This is a genomic window from Bradyrhizobium sp. i1.15.2, assembly GCF_040548425.1.
In the GTDB taxonomy this organism is placed as follows: domain Bacteria; phylum Pseudomonadota; class Alphaproteobacteria; order Rhizobiales; family Xanthobacteraceae; genus Bradyrhizobium; species Bradyrhizobium canariense.
In genome coordinates, this window is the sequence record NZ_JBEPRQ010000008.1 from 13,301 (window position 1) to 33,006 (window position 19,706).

Sequence of the window (19,706 nt, forward strand, 5' to 3'; positions counted from 1 at the left end):
AAAACACGCAAGCGGGGGCCTATCTGAGGATGCGCTCCCATGGCAACCCTTGATCTCGACGCCACCCGACTTACTGCCCCCGAGCATCAGCGCCAGCTTCGCCGCGCCGTGATCGCCTCCACAATCGGGACCGCGATCGAGTGGTATGACTTCTTTCTTTACAGCACCGTCACGGGTCTGGTTTTCGCAAAGCTCTTCTTTCCTCACTCCGATCCCTTGGTCGGCACGCTGGAGGCGTTTGCGATCTACGCGGTCGGATTCGCCGCGCGGCCCGTCGGCGCGGCAATCTTTGGCCATTATGGCGACCGCATCGGACGTAAATCCACGTTGATCGCGACGCTGCTCTTGATGGGACTGGCGACCGCTGCCGTGGCCGTGGTGCCGACCTATGCCAGCATCGGTATTTGGGGCGCCGTGATCCTGACCGTGCTGCGGTTCATCCAGGGCGTCGGCGTCGGCGGTGAGTGGGGCGGCTCGGTACTGATGTCGATGGAATGGGCGCGCAACGACCGATCCCGTGGATTGATCGCATCATGGCCGCAGTTCGGTGTGCCCTGCGGGCTTTTCCTCGCCAATCTTGCCGTGCTGGTGTTCAGCCAGATGGCGGGTGATCAGTTCCTGGCATGGGGCTGGCGTATTCCCTTCGCGCTCAGCATCGTCCTGGTCGGCGTGGGTCTCTATATCAGGCTCGGCATTCTCGAAACCCCGGTGTTCTCCAAGCTCGTGGCCGAGCGCCAGGTCGATCGCACGCCGATGCTCACGGTGATCCGGGAATACCCGAAGGAGATTCTACTGTCTGCGTTTGCGCGCATGTCGGAGCAGGCGCCGTTCTATATCTTCACGGCCTTCGTGTTCTCTTATGGCATCGGCACCCTGCACGTATCGCGCGACTTCCTGCTGACCGCGGTGCTCTCGGCCTCGGTGCTGTCGTTCGTGTCGATCCCGCTGTGCGGACATATCTCCGATCAGATCGGCCGCAAGAACATGTATATGCTCGGCGCTGCTGTGACGGGCATCTTCGGCTTCGTCTATTTCGCCATGCTGAATACGGGGTCGCTGACCATCATCTTCCTCGCGATCATCCTGTCGCTGATTCCGCACGACATGCAGTATGGACCGCAAGCCGCCTTGATCGCCGAGAGCTTCACCGGACGCCTGCGCTACAGCGGCTCCTCGCTCGGCTATCAGCTCGCATCCGTGATCGCCGGCGGCCCCGCGCCGCTGATCGCCACCTGGCTGTACGGCACGTTCCACTCGGCGACCGCGATCGCGATCTACATCGCGATTTGCGCGGTCGTGACGCTGGTCGCGACCGCGATGATGACCGATTATACCGGAAAGGACATCAACGCGGCAGGTGCGTACGAGCGACGAACTTGAATCCGTAAAAAAGCCCCGGACGTGATGCCCAGGGCTTTGCTGTCCCGTGATCTCGAGCTCAGCCTTATTCCGGCTGACCGATGCTCACCTTCAGCGTACCGACGCCGTCGACGCCGCATTCGAGCTTGTCGCCGGGCTGGAGCTGCGACACGCCGGCCGGCGTGCCCGTCATGATGATGTCGCCGGCGGCGAGCTTCACCTGCTGCGAGAGCTGCCAGATGATCTCGGGCACATTCCAGATCAGCTCGGTGAGGTCGCCCTTCTGCGCTTCCTTGCCGTTGACCGTGAGCCAGATCTTACCCTTGGCGGGGTGGCCGATCTTCGATGCCGGCTGCACCGCGGAGCAAGGCGCCGAATAGTCGAACGACTTGCCGACCTCCCACGGACGCTCCTTCTTGCGCGAGGCGATCTGCAGGTCGCGGCGGGTCAAATCGATGCCGACGGCATAGCCGTAGACATGGTCGAGCGCCTTCTCGGCGGGAATGTTGAGGCCGCCGCTCTTCATTGCGACGATCAGTTCGACCTCGTGATGGAGATCCTTGGTCAGCGGCGGATAGGGAATGGTGGCGCCGTCCGGCACCAGCATGTCGGCGTGCTTGGCGAAGAAGAACGGCGGGGCGCGCTCGTCATTGCCCATCTCGCGGATGTGCTCGAGATAGTTGCGGCCAACGCACCAGATGCGGCGCACGGGATAACGGCCGCTTTCCCCGACGACGGGAAGCGAGGCCTGGGTCGGAAGCGGGATGACGTAGGAGGCGGCGTTCATGGTGCGATCTCGCTGCTCTTGAGGTGAAAGGAACTCTATGCGGTTGCGCTGATCGGCGCCAGAGCGCCGGCGTCGTGATGTTGCAGGCGGAAGAACGAGGCGTAGCGCCCGCCGCGGCGGAGCAGCTCGTCATGCCGGCCCTGCTCGACGATCTCGCCGCCCTCGACCACCAGGATCGCATCGGCGTGCATGATGGTGTGCAGGCGATGCGCGATCACGATTGTGGTGCGGTTGTGGCAAAGATGCTCGATCGCCTCCTGCACCTGCCGCTCGGACTCCGAATCCAGCGCGGCGGTGGCTTCGTCGAGCAGGATGATCGGCGCGTTCTTGATCAGCGCGCGCGCGACCGCGATGCGCTGGCGCTGGCCGCCGGACAGTTGCGTGCCGTGCTCGCCGACGGGCGTGTCGTAGCCGAGCGGGAAGCCCATGATGAAATCATGCGCGCAGGCTGCTTTCGCAGCACCGATGATTTGTTCTTCGGTTGCGCCCGCGCGGCCGAAGGCGATGTTGTTGCGGATGGTGTCGCGGAACAGGTAGACGTCCTGGCCGACATAGGCGGTCTGGGCCCGCAGCGATTTTCGCGAGACGGCGCCGATCGACTGGCCGTCGATCACGATGTCGCCTTGCGTCACCTCGTAAAAGCGCAGCAGCAACCCCAGCACGGTCGATTTGCCGCCGCCGGAGGGGCCGACCAGCGCAGTGACCTTGCCGGGCTCGGCAACAAAACTCATGCGGTTGATGACGGTCTCACCGTTGCGATAGGAGAAGCTGACGTCGCGCAGCTCGATGCGTGCAGTCGACAGTTTCAGCGCCGGCTTGTCGTCGTCGGAATGCTCGCTCGCGGGGCTGTCGACGACTTCGAGCAGCATGCGGGCGCCGACGAGCTGGCTGTTGAGGTCGATGTTGAGCCGCGCCAGCCGCTTGGCCGGCTCGGTCGCCATCAGGAACGCGGTCATGAAGGAAAAGAACGCGCCGGGCGTGGCGTTGAGCGCGACCACGCTATAGCCGCCGTAAAGCAAACAGCCGGCGACTGCGAAGCCGCCGAGCATTTCCATCAGCGGATTGGAGCGGTTGGCGACGCGGGCCATCTTGTTGGCGTTGCGCTCGACGATCGCGATGTTCTCGTCGATGCGGTTCTGCATGGTGTCTTCGAGCGTGAAGGCTTTCACTGTGCGGATGCCCTGCAGCGATTCCTGCATCGTCTCCAGGATGTCGGCGGTGCCGGTGAACTGGTTGTAGGCGAGCCCCTTGATGCGCTTGACCAGCTTGCGCAGCACCAGCATCGCCGGCGGCACGGCGACGAGGCCGATGAACGACATCACCGGATCCTGCCATACCATCACGCCGATCATGGCGAGCAACATCATGAGGTCGCGCCCGACCGCATTGACCAGCATGTTGAGGACATCGGTGATGGACTTTGCGCCGGCCGTCAGCCGCGCCAGGAATTCCGACGAATGCCGCTCGGAGAAGAATCCGACGCTTTCGCGCATCAGCTTGGCGAACAGCTGGCGCTGGTTGGTGGCGAGGATCGCGTTGGAGATCTTGGTCAGGATCACCATGTGGCCGTAGGTCGCCACGCCCTTGATGAAGAGCAGGATCACGGTGATGCCCGAGAACATCGCGATGCCCGGGATGTTCTTGTCGACATAGGCCTGGTTGATGACCTGGCCGAGCACGTAGGTCGCGCCCGCGGTCGATCCCGCGGCAAGCGCCATCAGCGCGAAGGCGACGAGGTAGCGCCGCCAGTAGAGGATCCCCTGTTCCGTGACCAGGCGGCGAATCAGCACCGCTGCCGCATAGGGATCGTCGGTGATTTTCTTTGGAAACTGAGCCATCCGCAGTCCATTGACGGCACAGGAATAAGCCTGCCCGCGCGTCAGGGATCGAACGGCCTCTGTGCCCGCTAAGCCAGCGCTTTTCAAGCCCAATTAAGGGCTTGCGCTGGAATGGAATCTAGGCCGAGGCGGCGTGGCGGAGCTCGCCGTGACGCTCGCGGAACAGCTTGTCCTCCCAGGCCAGCGCATGGGCTGCGATGATCTCGAGGTCGTCGTATTGCGGCTTCCAGTCGAGCAGGCCGCGGATGCGGCCGGTGTCGGCGACCATGGTCATGATGTCGCCGGGCCGGCGCGGAGCGTATTGCACCGCGAAGCTGCGGCCCGATACACGGCGCACCGCGTCGATGGTCTCGAGTACCGAGTAGCCGCGGCCATAGCCGCAATTGAGCGTCGTCGAGGCGCCGCCGTTGCGCAAATAAGCGAGCGCCGAGCGATGGGCCTGCGACAGGTCCGTGACATGGATGAAGTCGCGAATGCAGCTGCCGTCTGGGGTCGGATAGTCGGTGCCGAACACGTCGATCTTGGCGCGCTGGCCGGTCGCGGCTTCCACCGCGATCTTGAGCAGGTGCGTCGCGCCGACGGTGGCGAGGCCGATGCGGGCCTGCGGATCGGCACCCGCAACGTTGAAATAGCGCAAGGTCACGTATTGCATGCCGTAGGCGGCGGCGACGTCGTGCAACATGATCTCGGTCATCAGCTTCGACGACCCGTAGGGCGACAGCGGCCGTGTCGGCGCATGCTCGGGCACCGGTACCTGGTCCGGATCGCCGTACACCGCCGCGGTCGAGGAGAAGATGAAGCGGTCGATGCCGCGCTTGACCGCGACATTGAGCAGGTTGCGCGCGGTCGTGAAATTGTTGCGGTAATAGCCGAGCGGATCGCGCATCGAATCCGGCACGACCACCGAGCCCGCGAAATGGATGATGCTCTCGATGTTGTGCTGGGCGATCACGCCTTCGAGCAGGTTCTCGTCGCCGGCATCGCCAATGAACAGCGGCACGCCTTCGGGCAGATAGGCCGAGAAACCGGTGGAGAGATCGTCGATCACGACGACGTCCTCGCCGGCTTCCGCCAGCGCCAGTACCGTGTGGCTTCCGATGTAGCCGGCACCGCCGGTGACAAGCACAGTCATGATCTCACCCGTCTTCGATCAACGCTCCAAGCTAACGTTTACGTGGTGAAGAGTGGGTATCGGCGCGGCTGAACTGGTCACTATGCTTAATGTTGCGTATAGGGACTTTCGAAACGGAGCGTGGCGTGGCGAATTCCCCAAGCGATCTGGAAGTGATCGTGCCAAATCTGCACAGGCGCTATTCCGGGGTCACCGCGACCAACCGGATGGTGGCGCCGCGGCTGGCAAAGCTGTTTCGCGCCGCGTGGTTCGGCTCCGACGCGCCGGAGGGAATCGCGCGCCTGAACGGTGCCGATCTCCTGGGATTGTGGCGCCGCCAGGCGCCGGTGATCTGGCACGCGCGCCGCAACAACGAGATGATCGCGGGCGTGCTGTTGCGCGCGCTCGGCTGGCCGCTCAAGCTCGTCTTCACCTCGGCGGCACAGCGTCATCATAGCTGGATCACGCGCTGGCTGATCCGGCGCATGGACGCGATCATCGCGACATCGGATCTTTCGGCCTCGTTCCTGAAAGTGAAGGCGTCGGTGATTCCGCACGGCGTCGACACCGCCGTCTATGCGCCGCCGGCAGATCGCACCGCCGCCTTCGCGGAAGCCGCGCTGCCGGGCCGCTACGCGATCGGCTGCTTTGGCCGCGTACGTGCGCAGAAGGGCACCGATGTGTTCGTCGATGCGATGTGCCGTTTGCTGCCGCGCTATCCGGATTTCACCGCAATCATCGTCGGCCAGGTCACACCCGAGCAAACCGCTTTTGCAAACGACCTGAAGAAGCGGATCGAGGCCGCCGGCCTGCAATCGCGCATCGTCATCACCGGCGAGCTGCCGATCGAACACGTGCAGCGCTGGTATCAGCGGCTGACGATCTACGCCTTTACCTCGCGCAACGAAGGTTTTGGCCTGACGCTGATCGAGGCGATGGCGGCCGGCAGCGCGCTGGTCGCCGCGCGCGCCGGCGCGGCCGAACTCGTGGTCGAGGATGGCGTGACCGGCGTGCTGATCCCGACCGGTGATGCGGAAGCGCTGGCTGCAGCGGTCGAACCGCTGATGCGCGATGTAGCCACTGCGATCGCTATGGGCGAGCGCGGACGGGCACGGGTGCTCGAACGGTTCAGCCTCGATGCCGAGGCGGCGCGGATCGGGGACGTCTATCGGCCGCTGCTTTGAGCATCGCCTTCAGGGCAGCAAACAAATAACCGCGAAAACAACCCCATGCACAGTAGCCGGGCCAACGAAATCAATGGTTTGGTCGTCATCCCGAAGCTGCGGATTTTACGAAGTCGATTTGACTCGTCGGGCAAAACACCGGTATGATGTCATCATCGGCGTAGCCTCGACGGCCTTCACGTCGAAGCCCTTGCCCCCGCCTCCCGCAACACCCGCTGCGCAATCTCCACCACCTCGCTTGCCGCGATATCTCGCATGCAGCGGTGGTCGTTCATCTTGCAGATCGTGCTCTGGCAGGGTTGGCAGGAGAGCACGCTCCTGTCCTGGACCACGGTCGCGGCGAGGCCGTTGAGGGGGGCCCAGAGATAGGGGCTGGTCGGCCCGAAGATGCCCATGGTCGGCGTGCCCAGGGCGGCTGCGATGTGCATCAGGCCGGAATCGTTGGAGATCGCGACGCCGGCCGCGGCCATGGCCAGCACGCCGTTGCGCAGATCATTGCCGGTAAGGTCCCGCACCCCGGCGCCGCCAGCCGCGACGATCTCCTGGGCCAGGCCCTTTTCCCCGGGGCCGCCGACAACCCAGACCTCAAGGCCGCGCTCGGCGAGCAAGCGGGCGGCCTCGGGATAATAGGTCCAGCGTTTTGACACTCCGACAGAGCCGGGGGCGAGCGCTACGGCAGCGCCGGCGCTGAGGCCATTGGCCTGCCGCCAGCGAACGATGTCCTCGGCCGGGGCCCGCAATTGCGGCACCGGCCATTCCGCCGGCAGCGGGGCCCCCTCGGGCTGGGCGAGGGCGGCGTTCTTGTCGATGAAGCGGGGCAACTTCTTTTCGCCCCAGCGCCAGCGATTGAGCAGGCCGAACCGGAACTCGCCGACGAAGCCGACCCTTTCCGGAATCCCGGCCAAGGCGGGCGCAATGGCGGCCTTCCAGGTCCGGGGCAGCACCAGGGCGGTGCCGTAGTTTCGCTCGCGCAGGAGCTTCGCCAGGCCGAGCTGGCGGCCCACGGCAAGCCGGCCGCGCGGCAGGTCCCAGACGATCGCTTCGCGCACGCCCGGCATGTAATCGACCAAGGGCGCGCAGAGGGAGGTCGTGAGCAGATCGACCGGCCGGTTCGGCCAGCGCTCGTTCAGAACCCGGACGACGGTGTGATTCCGGACGAAATCGCCGATCCACATGTAGGGGACGATCAAGATCGGACGCGTGTCGCTCCGATCTGGACGTCCACTAAGCTGCGAATCTTGATTCATTCGTTATAGGGCCGTGGGTGCGATGATGTAGCGGTTCGGTTAGCCGCTCGGGGCCGGCAGGTAAAGCCGGCCGGGCGGCAATCCCAAAACCGCTTACACTTTGGCGGATCATGCGCTAGGGCAGAACCGGGCCGCAAAACTTCGGGCAGGCAAAATCTGGCAGGGAAGTTGGAATGTTGCTGGTGACCGGCGGGGCCGGTTTTATCGGATCGAATGTCGTCGCCGCGCTGAACGAGTCCGGCCGCGGCGACGTCGTCGTCTGTGATTTCCTTGGCAACGAGGGCAAATGGCGCAACCTCGCCAAGCGGCAGCTTGTGGATATCGTGCCACCGGCTGAACTGCCGGACTGGCTGAAGGGCCGCAAGCTCGATGCCGTGATCCATCTCGGGGCGATTTCCGCGACCACCGCGACCGACGGCGACCTGGTGTTCGAGACCAATTTCCGCCTGTCGATGCGCCTCCTGGACTGGTGCACGGCGAATGCCGTGCCGTTGATCTACGCCTCGTCGGCGGCGACCTATGGCGACGGCGAGGCAGGATTTGACGACGATGCCTCGGTCGCTGCATTGAAGACACTGCGGCCAATGAATCTCTACGGCTGGAGCAAGCACTTGTTCGATCTCGTCGTCGCCGAGCGCGCCGCGAACGGCGAGAAGCTGCCGCCGCAATGGGCCGGGCTGAAATTCTTCAACGTGTTCGGCCCCAACGAATACCACAAGGGCTCGATGATGAGCGTGCTGGCGCGCCGCTTCGACGACGTCAAAGCGGGCCGCATCGTGCAATTGTTCAAGTCGCATCGCGAAGGCATCTGCGACGGCGACCAGCGCCGCGATTTCATCTATGTCGACGACGTCGTGCGCGTGATCATGTGGCTGCTGGCAACGCCCTCGGTATCCGGGCTGTTCAATGTCGGCACGGGCAAGGCGCGCAGCTTCAAGGATCTGATGCTGGCGGCTTATGGCGCGCTCGGCGCCAGCCCCAACATCGAATACATCGACATGCCCGAGCAGATCCGCGGCAGCTACCAATATTTCACCCAGAGCAAGGTCGATCGCCTCCACCGCGCCGGCTATAATGGCGGTTTCACGACGCTCGAGGACGCGGTGAAGGCCTATGTCGGGGATTATCTCGACCGGCCCGACCGCTTCCGCTGAGGCCCATCACCATGCCGACGCCCATTCTCGATTTCGATGCCCTCGCACAAGCCATCTTAGGCCGCACGGTGCTGTGCATCGGCGACATCATGCTGGACGAGTTCGTCTATGGCGAGGTGTCGCGGATCTCGCCGGAAGCGCCGGCCCCTGTCATCGCGGCACAGCGCAGCGAGATTCATATCGGCGGCGCCGGCAACGTCGCGCGCAACATCGCCGCGCTCGGCGCGCGCTGCATCTTCGTCGGCCTCGTCGGCGAAGACGATGCGGGCAGGCAGGTCGCCTCGACGCTTGCAGAGCAGGGTGCAATCGAAAGCGTGCTGGTGTGCGATCCCTCGCGTCCGACCACGCGGAAGGTCCGTTTCGTCTCCGAGCATTTTTCCACGCACATGCTGCGTGCGGATTGGGAGCAGGCACAGCCCGCTTCCGATACGATCGAGACCAAGCTGATCGAAGCGATCCTGCCGCAGATCGCGCGCGCCGACGTCGTGCTGCTGTCCGACTACGCCAAGGGCGTGCTGACCGCCCGCGTCATCCGCCACACCATCGACGCCGCGCGAAAACTCGGCAAGCCCGTGATCGTCGATCCCAAGAGCCTGAACTGGGCGATCTATCGCGGCGCCACGCTGCTCACGCCCAATCGCAAGGAATTTTCGGAAGCGACCCGAAGCCGCGCCGACACGCCGCAGAGCATCGCCGATGCCAGCGAAGACGTGATGCGGCTCGCCGATTGCGAGGCGATCCTGGTCACCCAAGGCGAGCACGGCATGACGCTGGTGCCGCGCAACGGCGAGGCCGTTCACGTTCCGGCGTTTCCCGTCAAGGTGCGTGACGTCTCCGGTGCCGGCGACACCGTTGCCGCGGCGCTCGCAGTGTCGCTCGCCACGAGCGCGGACTGGGACACGGCGCTTCGCATGGCCAGTGCCGCGGCCGCCGTCGCCGTCGGCAAGCAGGGCACCGCCAGCGTGAGTGTGGCCGAGCTGAAGCGAAAGATATTGCCGCATGCCTATCTCGCGGCCGAAGAGAAGATCGTGCTCGAGCCCGGTGCGCTCGACGCGCAGCTTGCGGAATGGAAGAAGCAAGGCCAGCGCGTCGGCTTCACCAATGGCTGCTTCGACATCCTGCATCCCGGCCACGTCAAGGTGCTGACAGCGGCGCGCTCCGCCTGCGACCGCCTGATCGTGGGCCTCAACAGCGACGCCTCGGTACGGCGGCTGAAGGGCGCCGACCGCCCCGTTCAGGACGAGCGAGCGCGTGCGGAAGTGCTGGCGGCGCTCGAAGCGGTCGATCTCGTCGTTATTTTCGATGAGGATACGCCGATCGACCTGATCACCCGCATCAAGCCGAGCGCGCTGATCAAAGGGGGCGATTACACCCGCGAGCAGGTGGTCGGCCATGAGGTCGTCGAGGCCGCGGGCGGGACGGTCGTGCTGGTCGACATTCTCCAGGGCTTCAGCACGACCGCGCTGGTTCATCGCGCGCGGGGAGAGGGCAAGTGACGACGCTCGCCGGGGAGACGACCGGCCAGCTGCTGTGGCGGCGTCTGCGCAGTCCGGCGGCCTGGTCCGAGACGGTCGATCTGTTCGCGATCCTGACTGCAGCCTCGCTGCCATGGTCGACGTCGCTTGCGGCGATATTCAATGTCCTGATGCTGCTTTGCATGGTGCCGTTCCTCGACGTCCGTGAGTTCCTGCAATCGCTCAAGCGTCCGATCTGTGCGGCGCCGATTGCGCTGGTCCTGCTCGCGCTGGTCGGGACGCTGTGGTCGGACGCGGCCTGGGGGGCGCGCTTCTATGCGGTCAATCCGACCGTCAAGCTGCTGGCGCTGCCGGTCCTGCTCTATCATTTTGCGCGCTCGCCGCGCGGACATTGGGTGTTCGTCGCCTTCCTCATGTCCTGTGCGCTGTTGTCGGTGATGTCCTGGCTCGTCGCCTTCTACCCAGACCTCGCGCTCAAATCCGACCGCGTCGAGCGCGGCATCTTCGTCAAGAATTACATCGACCAGAGCCAGGAGTTCACGCTCTGCGCGGTCGCGCTCGCCTATCCGATCATGCAGTTGCTGCGCGAGAGGCGCTACTGGATCGCCGGGCTGCTCACGGCGCTTGCACTCGCCTTCTTCGTCAACATGGCGTTCGTGGTGGTATCGCGCACCGCGCTCCTCACCATTCCGATCCTGTTCGGTGTGCTTGCGTTGCTTCATCTGAGATGGCGCAGCATCGCGATCATCTCCGCCGCCCTGCTCGTGGGCGCGGTTCTCGCCTGGCAGGTCTCGCCGCAATTGCGCAAGACCGCCGAAAGCTTTGCCAGCGACTACACACGCTACCTGGAAAAAGGCGCGCCGACCTCGGCCGGCTTGCGGCTCGAATTCTGGCGGAAATCGCTTGGTTTCTTCTCGGAGGCGCCGATCAAGGGGCACGGCACCGGCTCGACGCGTGGATTGTTCGAGCGGGCCGCGACGCCCGGCAATCAGAACCTGGCATCCGCCGAGGTGATCGGCAACCCGCATAACCAGACGCTGAACGTGGCCGTGCAATGGGGCATCATCGGCGTCGCCGTTCTCTACGCCATCTGGATCCTGCATCTGCTGTTGTTTCGCGGCGACGGGCTCGCAAACTGGGTCGGCCTCCTGGTCGTGGTCCAGAACGCCTTCACCTCGCTGTTCAACTCCCATCTGTTCGACTTCCACGAGGGCTGGATGTACGTCATCGGCGTCGGCGTTGCCGGCGGCATGGTGATCCAGACCCAGCAGGCCGAGGCGAAGGCGACAGTAGCCGGTTCCTGAACGGCCGCCGGGATCGCAAACCTTGACCGGCAAACCTTGACTGGCAAGCCTTGACTGGCATGTCCGGCCGAGATGGGTTATCAGCGCGATCAGGTTGCATTAAACTGGATTTTCGGTCAGCGGATGACGCGTCTTTCGCATCTCACCTTGCGCAATTTCATGATCGCGCTCCACGACCTGCTGGCGACGACGGCGGCGCTGTTCGCCGCCTTCTATCTGCGCTTCGAGGGCGGCGACGGCTTCTTCGATCGCCTGCCGCTGCTGATCCAGATCCTGCCCTATTTCCTCGCCTTCAGCTTGGTCGTGTGCTTCGTCTTCAACCTGACCACGACCAAATGGCGCTTCATCTCGCTGCCTGACGCGCTGAACATCATCCGCGTCGCGACCGTGCTGACGGTTGCGCTCCTGGCGCTCGACTATATCTTCGTTTCCCCCAACGTTCGCGGCGCCTTCTTCCTCGGCAAGGTGACGATCGTCCTCTATTGGTTCCTCGAGATCTCCTTCCTCAGCGCGTTGCGCATAACCTATCGCTATTTCCGCTATACGCGAGTGCGGCGTCACGCCCGCACCGGGGATGCTGCGCCGACGCTGCTGATCGGCCGCGCCGCGGATGCCGAGGTGCTGTTGCGCGGAATCGAGAGCGGGGCCATCAAGCGCATCTGGCCGGTCGGCGTGCTCTCGCCGTCGAGTGCCGATCGCGGCCAGTTCATCCGCAACGTCCCGGTGCTGGGCGGCGTCGACGACGTCGAGGACGTCATCGCCGACTTCGCCAAGCGCAACAAGGCGATCGCACGAATCGTGATGACACCGTCGGCGTTCGAGCCGGAGGCTCATCCCGAATCGATCCTGATGCGGGCCCGCAAGCTCGGGGTGATCGTCAATCGCATGCCCTCGCTCGAGAGCGGCGATACGCCGCGGCTGACGGCCGTGGCGGTCGAGGACCTGCTGCTGCGGCCGAGCGAAAAGATCGACTATGCGCGGCTCGAGGCCCTGATCGAGGGCAAGGCGGTGATCGTCACCGGCGGGGGCGGCTCGATCGGTTCCGAGATCTGCGAACGTGTCGTCGCGTTCGGCGCCGCGCGCCTTCTGATCGTGGAAAATTCCGAGCCGGCTCTTTACGCGATCACGGAAACGCTCGCGGCGCTCGGCACTGCCGCTTCGATCGAAGGGCGGATCGCCGACATCCGCGACCGTGAGCGCATCATGCGCCTGATGGCCGAGTTCAAGCCGGACATCGTGTTCCATGCCGCCGCGCTCAAGCACGTGCCGATCCTCGAGCGCGACTGGAGCGAGGGCGTCAAGACCAACATCTTCGGTTCGATCAACGTTGCCGATGCCGCGCACAGCGCCGGCGCCGAAGCCATGGTGATGATCTCGACCGACAAGGCGATCGAGCCGGTGTCGATGCTCGGCCTGACCAAGCGCTTCGCCGAGATGTATTGCCAGGCGCTCGACCATGATCTTGCGGCGGGCCACGGCGGCGCCAGGCGGTCGATGCGGCTGATCTCGGTCCGGTTCGGCAACGTGCTGGCGTCGAACGGCTCGGTGGTGCCGAAGTTCAAGGCCCAGATCGATGCCGGCGGTCCCGTGACCGTCACCCATCCGGACATGGTCCGCTACTTCATGACCATCCGCGAAGCCTGCGATCTCGTCATCACGGCGGCAACGCATGCGCTCGGAACGCAGCGTTCGGACGTGTCGGTCTACGTGCTCAACATGGGCCAGCCGGTGAAGATCGTCGATCTCGCCGAGCGCATGATCCGTCTCTCGGGCTTGCAACCCGGCTACGACATCGACATCGTGTTCACGGGCATGCGGCCCGGCGAACGCCTGCACGAAATCCTGTTCGCCTCCGAGGAGCCGACCCGCGAGATCGGCGTCGCCGGCATCATGGCCGCGCAGCCGAACGAGCCGCCGATGCAGACGCTGCGCAAATGGATTGCGGCGCTGGAGCAGGCGATCGCGCGCGACGATCGGGCCACCATCAGGACCATCCTGAAGGACGCGATTCCGGAATTCGGGTCGACCGCGGCCTGATCATGCAGCCTCGAGGCAAGATCGTCGTGGCGAGCCAGCATTACCCGCCTGATCCGAGCACGACTGCGGCGATCATGGCCGAGATCGCTTGCCGCATCGCCGGGGATCACGAGGTCGTGGTGTTGTCGGGCTCATCAGGGGCATTGCCGGCCTTGCAGACCGGCCCGGGCAACCCGCGGATAATCGCCGTCAAGAACCGGATGGCGGGTAAGGCGGCGCTGGTGCGGCGCGGCGCCTCCGAGCTGCTGTTCGCGGCGCGCACGTTTCTGGCGCTGACACGGGAGCTGAGGCGAGGTGACGTCGTGCTCACCGTCACCGCACCGTTCATGCTGCCTTACGCTGTCGCGGCGGCGGCGAGGCTGAAGGGCGCGCGCTCGGCGCTGATCATGCACGACCTCTTCCCCGACGTGCTGGTGATGGCGGGCCTGCTGAAGCCCGGTTCGATCGTGGCTATGATGATGCGCGCCGCCAACAGTCTGATGTTCCGCGCGCTCAATGCCGTCATCACCATCGGCCGCGATGCGGAACGGCCGCTGCTGAGCTATTCCGGCATGACGCGGAACAAGATCCGCTTCATCCCGAACTGGGCGACGCTCGTGGCCGCACCCCGGCCGGTGACGCCGGATAATCCGTTCCGCAAAGCGCTCGCGGCGGATTTCGTTGTCGGCCTGTCGGGCAATCTCGGCTTCACCCATGATCCGGAGATCGTGTTCGAGGCGGCGCGCCTTTTGAGGGCCGAGCCTGGCATCCACTTTCTGCTCTCCGGCTGGGGCATCGGCTTCGAGCGGTTGAAGCAGTTGCAGACTGAGGCGAACTTGCCCAACGTCTCCTTCGTGGGGCGGGTCGAGGATGCCGAGCTCGAGGCATTCCTGGCGGCGGCCAATCTCTGGATCATTCCGTACCGAAAGGACGTTGCGGGGGTGTCGGTGCCGAGCCGGTTCTACAATCTTCTGGCCGTCGGCCGGCCCGTGGTGCTGGTCTCGGAGCCGGAGGCTGAGGCTGCGTTGACGGTGGTCGAGAACGCGCTGGGCTGGGTGGTGACGCCGGGCCGTGCCGATCAACTGGCCGAGGCCATCCGCGCGGCGTCTCGCTCCGACGCAGTCGCGATGGCGGAGCGCGCGGTCAAGGCGGCGGCGAAATTCGATCGCGTCACCGCGATGAACGCCTATGCTGCCCTGGTCGACGAATTGTTGCGCAACCCCGAACTGGCGGAGCAACGATGAACGAGCGCAAGCCAGTCGTGCTGGTGACGGGGCGAGCGGTTTCGTCGGATGTCATGTCGTGCCCGCGCTGGCGCGCGAGGGATGATCGGTCCGCCGCGCGATGCGCAGACCGGAAGGCATGGACGACGAGGTCGTGATCGAAACGATCGGGCCCGAAACCGACTGGCAGGCGGCGCTTGAAGGCTGATGCCGTCGTTCATCTCGCCGCGCGGGTACATCACAAGCACGAGGAGCACGCCGTCCAGCTCTACCGCAACGTCAACGTTGCCGGCACCCTGCACCTGGCGCGCAGCGCGGCGACGGCAGGCGTGCGCCAGTTCATCTTCATCAGAACCGTTTCTCGTGCACGGTCGCAGCAACGAGGGCCGCGCGCCGTTCAGCGAGGACGATATCCTGACGCCGCGCGCTCTACGGCATGTCCAAGGCGTCGGCCGAAGCGGGCCTGAAGACGCTGGCGGGCGACAGCGCCATGAAGATCTCGGTGATCAGGCCGCCGCTGGTCTATGGTGCGGGCGCCAAGGGCAATTCGCGCTGCTGACGCGTGCAGTGAACCTCGGGCTGCCGCTGCCCTTTGCCGCGATCCGCAATCAGCGCGCCTTCCTTGCCGTGCAGAACCTGTCGTCGTTCATCCTGCGCCGGCTCTCTCATCCCGATCCCGCGAGCAATTTCGAGATCTTCCTGGTGGCCGACAGGGAACAGGTCTCGACGCCCGAGTTCATCGCGCGGCTGGCCAAGGCTGCCGGCAAGGACTCGCGGCAGTTCGGCATGCCGCCGGACTTGCTCAGCACGCTGCTCCGAGTGGTGGGCCAGCAGGATACGCATGACAGCCTGATCGGCTCGCTCGAGCTCAACCTCTCCAAGGTGACCGCAACCGCTGGCATCCGCAGGTCTCCCTCAATGAGGGCCTGCGGCTGGCGCTGGCGGCTCAGGACGCCTGAGGGCGGGAGAAGCGGCGCAGCACGATGCCGATCGCGATGGCGCCCGCCAGCAGCGCGATCAGCGTGATCGTCGCCGAGCCCGCGCGAGCGGTGACGATGGCAAGCCCGGCGAGCACGAGATTGAGCGCGAACACCTCTCCGATCACGCGAGTCACCGTGAAGCCGTGGTCGGTGGCGCGCTGGTAGAAATGCGAGCGATGCGCCGACCAGAATTGCTCGCGCCTAGCGACGCGCCGGAACAGCGTGATGGTGGAATCCACGAGGTAATAGGCCGGCAGTAACAGCGCCGCGGCGGGCTGCCCGCGCCAGGCGAGCTCGAGCAGGCACCAGCCGAGCAAAAGGCCGATCGGCAGGCTGCCGACATCGCCCAGGAAGACTTTTGCGACCGGCTTGTTGAACGGCGCAAAGCCGAGCATGGCGCCGCACAGCGTCGCGGCGATCAGCGCGGCCGGCCACGACAAATCGCCGAGCAGTGCCAACAACAGCAGCGTCGCGGTGACGGGCACGACTTCCGCCACCGTCATCAGATCGAGCCCGTCCATGAAGTTGACGAGGTTTAAGAACCACACGCCCGCCAGCAGGATGAGTCCGCGCTCCAGCGCGAGCGGCAGCGCCGGCACGATGCGCGCGGTCTCGGGCGTGGTGAATACGACGGCGCCGACGGCCGCGGCCTGCAGCACGAGACGCACAAGCACCGGCAGCGACTTGATGTCGTCGGCAAATCCGACCAGGGCGATCAACACCGTCGCGGCGATCAGCGCCGGCGGAATCGCGACATTCGCCCAGACTGCCCAGGCTGATGCGACCAGCAGCGTCGCTGATATCACGGCGATGCCCGCACCCTGCGGGGTTGGGATACGGTGAGAGGACCGCGCGTTGGGCCGCGCCAATGCGTAACGCTGGAGCAGGGGGCGGCTGGTCCAGGTGATGACGCCCGACACCAGCGCGGCAATCGCAACGGCAAGCAGCGACGGTATCGCGCCGAGCGCGTCGACGGCCGTGTTCACTCCGGAACCCCCAGCGGTGCCGATCCCTGCGCGGCTTTCTCGGCGCTCAGGATCCAGACCAGGCCGCCGATCGCGCCGACGATGAAGTACACGGCGCCGAACAGCAGCGAGACGTTGACGCCCTCGTTCGTGGCGAGGCCCGCGAAGCCGAAGGCGAGGCTCATGGTGGCTTCACGCACGCCCCAGCCGGCGATCGAGATCGGCATCATCGTGATCAGCATCACCGGCGGCACAAGCATAAAGACGTCGCTGAAGCCGACCGGCGCCGCGATCGACTGCACGACGCACCAGGCGACCACGACGGCCAGCACATGCACGGCGAGCGACAGGATCACGACGGCCGGTCCGCGCGAGCGGCTGAAGATCACTCGGTTGGCGATCACCGCACAGGCGTGAACGTGATGCGTAGCCCACCAGGATTTCAGCCAGTGCCATTTCAGCGCGCCGAAGACCAGGAAGCCGAGACCACCCGCGAGCGCCGCGAAGTCGACGAGCAGAAGCGCGGAGCGCCCCTGCGGATCGGCGATGAGGGCGTAGCTCCAGGGCAGACTTGCCACGATCATGATCGCGAGCGCGATCAAACCGATCGCGCGATCGACGAAGATCGAGTAGGTCGCCGCGCGCCAGCCGGCGCCGGCGCGCGCGACGAGCCACAGCCGGACCGCATCGCCGCCGATCGCCGAGGGCAGGGTCTGGTTGAAGAACGATCCGATCACGTTGTAGCGCATGGCCCGGCCGAGCTCGAGCGGGGCGCCGCATGCGGCGCCGATCTCGCGCCAGCGCAACACGCCGACGAAGATTTGCAGGAACGTGACGGCGATCGCCAAGCCGATCCAGAACAGGCTGGTCACGGTGAAGCGCGAAAACAGTTCGGACAGATCGACCTTGCGCAGCGCCAGGTAGAGCAGCGCTCCGGAAATCAGGATCTTGGCCGTCGACAGCAGGATTCGGCGCATTTCGCCCGCATGAACAAGGGTTTTGAAGCAACCCGACGCAAGGCGCCGAATTCGGCCGCTTTGGTATGGTTTTGGCGCCAATCTTGCAATAGCGGTGATCAGGAGCCCGCATGCAGGGCGGCGGGGCTATTGCGGCCCCGTCGAAGCGGAGGATAAAGAGGCGCCGCGGGCGAAAGATCGAGCGACGGATCGGGCGAAGCGGTCCTTGGGAACAGGATGAGGGATCACCGCAGATCGTCCGGCTGCCGCAAATGCGCCGTCTAAGGTCTACAATGTCGGCAACTACCACCCGGAAGAGCTGATGCACGTCGTCGGAGTTCTGGAGCCGGAGCAGGAGCTGGGTCGGACGGCGATCAAAGAATTGCTACCGATGCAGCCGGAAGACCCCTTGGAAACGTTCGCGGATGTCGAGGATCTGATGCGCGACACCGGCTTTGCACCGTCAACGCCGATCGCGCACGGAGTTCGTAATTTTGTCACCTGGTATCGGAACGAGTTCAAGGTTTGAAATGACGATGGACAAACGCATCATCCCCCTGATCATGTGCGGCGGTGCCGGAACGCGGCTGTGGCCGGCTTCGCGCGAGGTGCGCCCCAAGCAGTTCCTGCCGCTGTTCGGCACGCGCTCGACCTTCCAGGACACGCTGTTGCGCGTCTCGGAGGCCTCGCTGTTCGATCGCCCGATCGTCATCACCAATGCCTCCTACCGCTTCATGGTGCTGGAGCAGCTCGCCGAGATCGGCATCGAGGCCGACGTGATCCTCGAGCCGATGCGGCGGGATTCCGGCCCGGCGATCGCAGCCGGCGCGGTGTTCGCGCAGAACCGCGCGAGTGAGGCGATCGTGCTCGCGCTCGCCGCCGACCACGTGGTGCAGGACAATGCCGCGTTCGTCGCGGCGTGCCGCCAGGGCCTCACCGCCGCGAGAGCTGGGCGTATCGTCACCTTCGGCGTCAAGCCGGAGCGGCCGGCGACCGAATACGGCTATATCAGTCCGGGCGAGGTCATCTCCGGCGAGGTACACGCGGTCGCGCGCTTCGTCGAGAAGCCGGATGCGGTGAAGGCGGCCGACTACGTCAATTCGGGCTATCTCTGGAACAGCGGCAACTTCATGTTCCCGGCCAGCGTCCTGCTCGACGAATACCGCAAGGTCGATGCGGCAAGCGTGGAGGCGATTTCCAATGCTGTCAGTAACGCCGGCCGCGATCTCGGCTTCGTGACGCTGGAGCCCGAGGCGTTCGGCGCGGCCAAGGCGATCTCGATCGACTATGCGGTGATGGAAAAGACCGCGCGCGCCGCGGTCGTGCCGGTGTCGTGCGGCTGGTCCGACGTCGGCTCCTGGCACGCGGTGTGGGAATTGTCGGACAAGGACGCCCAAGGCAATGCTTCCCATGGCGCCGCGGTGTTCGAGGATTCCCGCAACTGCAACGTCACCACAGACTCTGCGCTGGTCGCACTCGAAGGCGTCGATGATCTCATCGTGGTTGCGACTGCCGATGCGGTTCTCGTCTCGCGCCAGAAGGATGCCAACGGGCTCAAGCGGCTGGTCACAAAACTCAAGGCGGTCGCACCGAAGGTCACCGAGGAGCATCTCAAAGTGCATCGGCCCTGGGGCAGCTACCAGTCGGTCGACAATGGCGAGCGCCACCAGGTCAAGCGCATCGTGGTCAAGCCGGGCGGACGTCTGTCGCTGCAGAAGCACCATCATCGTGCCGAGCACTGGATCGTGGTCCGCGGCACCGCCCGCGTCACCGTCAACGAGACCGTCAAAAGCGTGCACGAGAACGAGTCCATCTACATCCCGATGGGCGCGGTGCACCGGATGGAGAACCCCGGTAAAATCATGCTGGAGCTGATCGAGGTCCAGACGGGAAGCTATCTCGGGGAGGACGACATCATCCGGATTGAAGACGACTATCAAAGGTCGTAACCAGCACACTCCGAATCACGCGACCCGGGCCAAAAGGATGGTCTCTTTCAGAGGCTTAAGGCCCGGGAAACGTGTAACTTTTTGAATCAAATCGTGTCCGGACCGCTAGCTCCGCATTCGCCACAAATGTGGCGTCCGTGCTAGAAGCGCCTCGGGGA

At 64.9% G+C, this 19,706-nt stretch carries 17 protein-coding genes and 1 pseudogene; 12 read left to right on the forward strand and 6 right to left on the reverse strand.

Going from position 1 to position 19,706, the window contains the following annotated elements:
* Positions 1 to 39 precede the first annotated feature (39 nt).
* Positions 40 to 1,380: an MFS transporter gene (locus ABIB80_RS16620; protein WP_354127978.1), complete on the forward strand. Its 1,341-nt coding sequence runs from the start codon at positions 40 to 42 to the stop codon at positions 1,378 to 1,380.
* Between the two features lie 64 nt (positions 1,381 to 1,444).
* On the opposite strand, the gene ABIB80_RS16625 is transcribed toward ABIB80_RS16620, so the two are convergent.
* From ABIB80_RS16625 to galE, 3 genes are all read right to left on the reverse strand, one after another.
* Positions 1,445 to 2,146: a fumarylacetoacetate hydrolase family protein gene (locus ABIB80_RS16625; protein WP_219682080.1), complete on the reverse strand. Its 702-nt coding sequence runs from the start codon at positions 2,144 to 2,146 to the stop codon at positions 1,445 to 1,447.
* A 35-nt stretch (positions 2,147 to 2,181) separates the two neighbouring features.
* The gene (locus ABIB80_RS16630; protein WP_354127979.1) at positions 2,182 to 3,984 is read right to left on the reverse strand and encodes an ABC transporter ATP-binding protein; all 1,803 of its coding nucleotides are present in this window, start codon (positions 3,982 to 3,984) and stop codon (positions 2,182 to 2,184) included.
* Between the two features lie 118 nt (positions 3,985 to 4,102).
* A complete protein-coding gene (gene galE / locus ABIB80_RS16635) occupies positions 4,103 to 5,116 on the reverse strand; it encodes a UDP-glucose 4-epimerase GalE (protein WP_354127980.1) in 1,014 nt (337 codons plus the stop codon).
* 125 nt (positions 5,117 to 5,241) lie between these two features.
* Between galE and ABIB80_RS16640 the strand changes: the two genes are divergently transcribed.
* Complete coding sequence (locus tag ABIB80_RS16640; protein WP_354127981.1) at positions 5,242 to 6,279, forward strand: glycosyltransferase family 4 protein; 1,038 nt, start codon at positions 5,242 to 5,244, stop codon at positions 6,277 to 6,279.
* 176 nt (positions 6,280 to 6,455) lie between these two features.
* On the opposite strand, the gene waaF is transcribed toward ABIB80_RS16640, so the two are convergent.
* Positions 6,456 to 7,526, reverse strand: coding sequence for a lipopolysaccharide heptosyltransferase II (gene waaF / locus ABIB80_RS16645; protein ID WP_354127982.1), 1,071 nt, complete (start codon positions 7,524 to 7,526; stop codon positions 6,456 to 6,458).
* A gap of 173 nt (positions 7,527 to 7,699) precedes the next feature.
* Here waaF and rfaD point away from each other — a divergent pair, with 173 nt between their 5' ends.
* The 8 genes from rfaD (at position 7,700) to ABIB80_RS16685 (ending at position 15,724) form a co-directional block, all read left to right on the forward strand.
* The gene (gene rfaD / locus ABIB80_RS16650; RefSeq protein ID WP_354127983.1) at positions 7,700 to 8,680 is read left to right on the forward strand and encodes an ADP-glyceromanno-heptose 6-epimerase; all 981 of its coding nucleotides are present in this window, start codon (positions 7,700 to 7,702) and stop codon (positions 8,678 to 8,680) included.
* 11 nt (positions 8,681 to 8,691) lie between these two features.
* Positions 8,692 to 10,176: a D-glycero-beta-D-manno-heptose-7-phosphate kinase gene (gene rfaE1 / locus ABIB80_RS16655; RefSeq protein ID WP_354127984.1), complete on the forward strand. Its 1,485-nt coding sequence runs from the start codon at positions 8,692 to 8,694 to the stop codon at positions 10,174 to 10,176.
* The gene (locus ABIB80_RS16660) at positions 10,173 to 11,459 is read left to right on the forward strand and encodes an O-antigen ligase family protein (RefSeq protein WP_354127985.1); all 1,287 of its coding nucleotides are present in this window, start codon (positions 10,173 to 10,175) and stop codon (positions 11,457 to 11,459) included. Before rfaE1 ends, ABIB80_RS16660 begins: the two co-directional genes overlap by 4 nt.
* Before the next feature lie 123 nt (positions 11,460 to 11,582).
* A complete protein-coding gene (locus ABIB80_RS16665) occupies positions 11,583 to 13,496 on the forward strand; it encodes an SDR family NAD(P)-dependent oxidoreductase (protein WP_354127986.1) in 1,914 nt (637 codons plus the stop codon).
* A 2-nt stretch (positions 13,497 to 13,498) separates the two neighbouring features.
* On the forward strand, positions 13,499 to 14,719 hold the full coding sequence (locus tag ABIB80_RS16670) for a glycosyltransferase family 4 protein (RefSeq protein ID WP_354127987.1): 1,221 nt from the start codon (positions 13,499 to 13,501) through the stop codon (positions 14,717 to 14,719).
* Positions 14,720 to 14,895: 176 nt separating this feature from the next.
* Complete coding sequence (locus tag ABIB80_RS16675; protein WP_354127988.1) at positions 14,896 to 15,165, forward strand: NAD-dependent epimerase/dehydratase family protein; 270 nt, start codon at positions 14,896 to 14,898, stop codon at positions 15,163 to 15,165.
* Positions 15,135 to 15,257: a hypothetical protein gene (locus tag ABIB80_RS16680; RefSeq protein WP_354127989.1), complete on the forward strand. Its 123-nt coding sequence runs from the start codon at positions 15,135 to 15,137 to the stop codon at positions 15,255 to 15,257. Before ABIB80_RS16675 ends, ABIB80_RS16680 begins: the two co-directional genes overlap by 31 nt.
* An 8-nt stretch (positions 15,258 to 15,265) precedes the next feature.
* Positions 15,266 to 15,724, forward strand: a complete 459-nt coding sequence (locus tag ABIB80_RS16685) for a Rossmann-fold NAD(P)-binding domain-containing protein (protein ID WP_354127990.1) — start codon at positions 15,266 to 15,268, stop codon at positions 15,722 to 15,724.
* Here the strand turns inward: ABIB80_RS16685 and ABIB80_RS16690 are convergent.
* Both ABIB80_RS16690 and ABIB80_RS16695 read right to left on the reverse strand, forming a co-directional pair.
* Complete coding sequence (locus tag ABIB80_RS16690) at positions 15,645 to 16,664, reverse strand: MraY family glycosyltransferase (RefSeq protein WP_354127991.1); 1,020 nt, start codon at positions 16,662 to 16,664, stop codon at positions 15,645 to 15,647. The two genes, ABIB80_RS16685 and ABIB80_RS16690, sit on opposite strands and share 80 nt — an antisense overlap.
* Positions 16,661 to 17,620 (reverse strand): lysylphosphatidylglycerol synthase transmembrane domain-containing protein, encoded by a 960-nt coding sequence (locus ABIB80_RS16695; protein ID WP_354127992.1) that lies wholly within the window; start codon positions 17,618 to 17,620, stop codon positions 16,661 to 16,663. Before ABIB80_RS16695 ends, ABIB80_RS16690 begins: the two co-directional genes overlap by 4 nt.
* 223 nt (positions 17,621 to 17,843) lie before the next feature.
* Between ABIB80_RS16695 and ABIB80_RS16700 the strand changes: the two are divergent.
* Positions 17,844 to 18,128, forward strand: a pseudogene (locus ABIB80_RS16700) (UDP-glucuronate 5-epimerase); the annotation flags it as partial.
* 7 nt (positions 18,129 to 18,135) lie between these two features.
* Entirely contained in the window at positions 18,136 to 19,548 is a 1,413-nt protein-coding gene (locus ABIB80_RS16705) for a mannose-1-phosphate guanylyltransferase/mannose-6-phosphate isomerase (protein WP_354127993.1), read from the forward strand.
* Positions 19,549 to 19,706 lie beyond the last annotated feature (158 nt).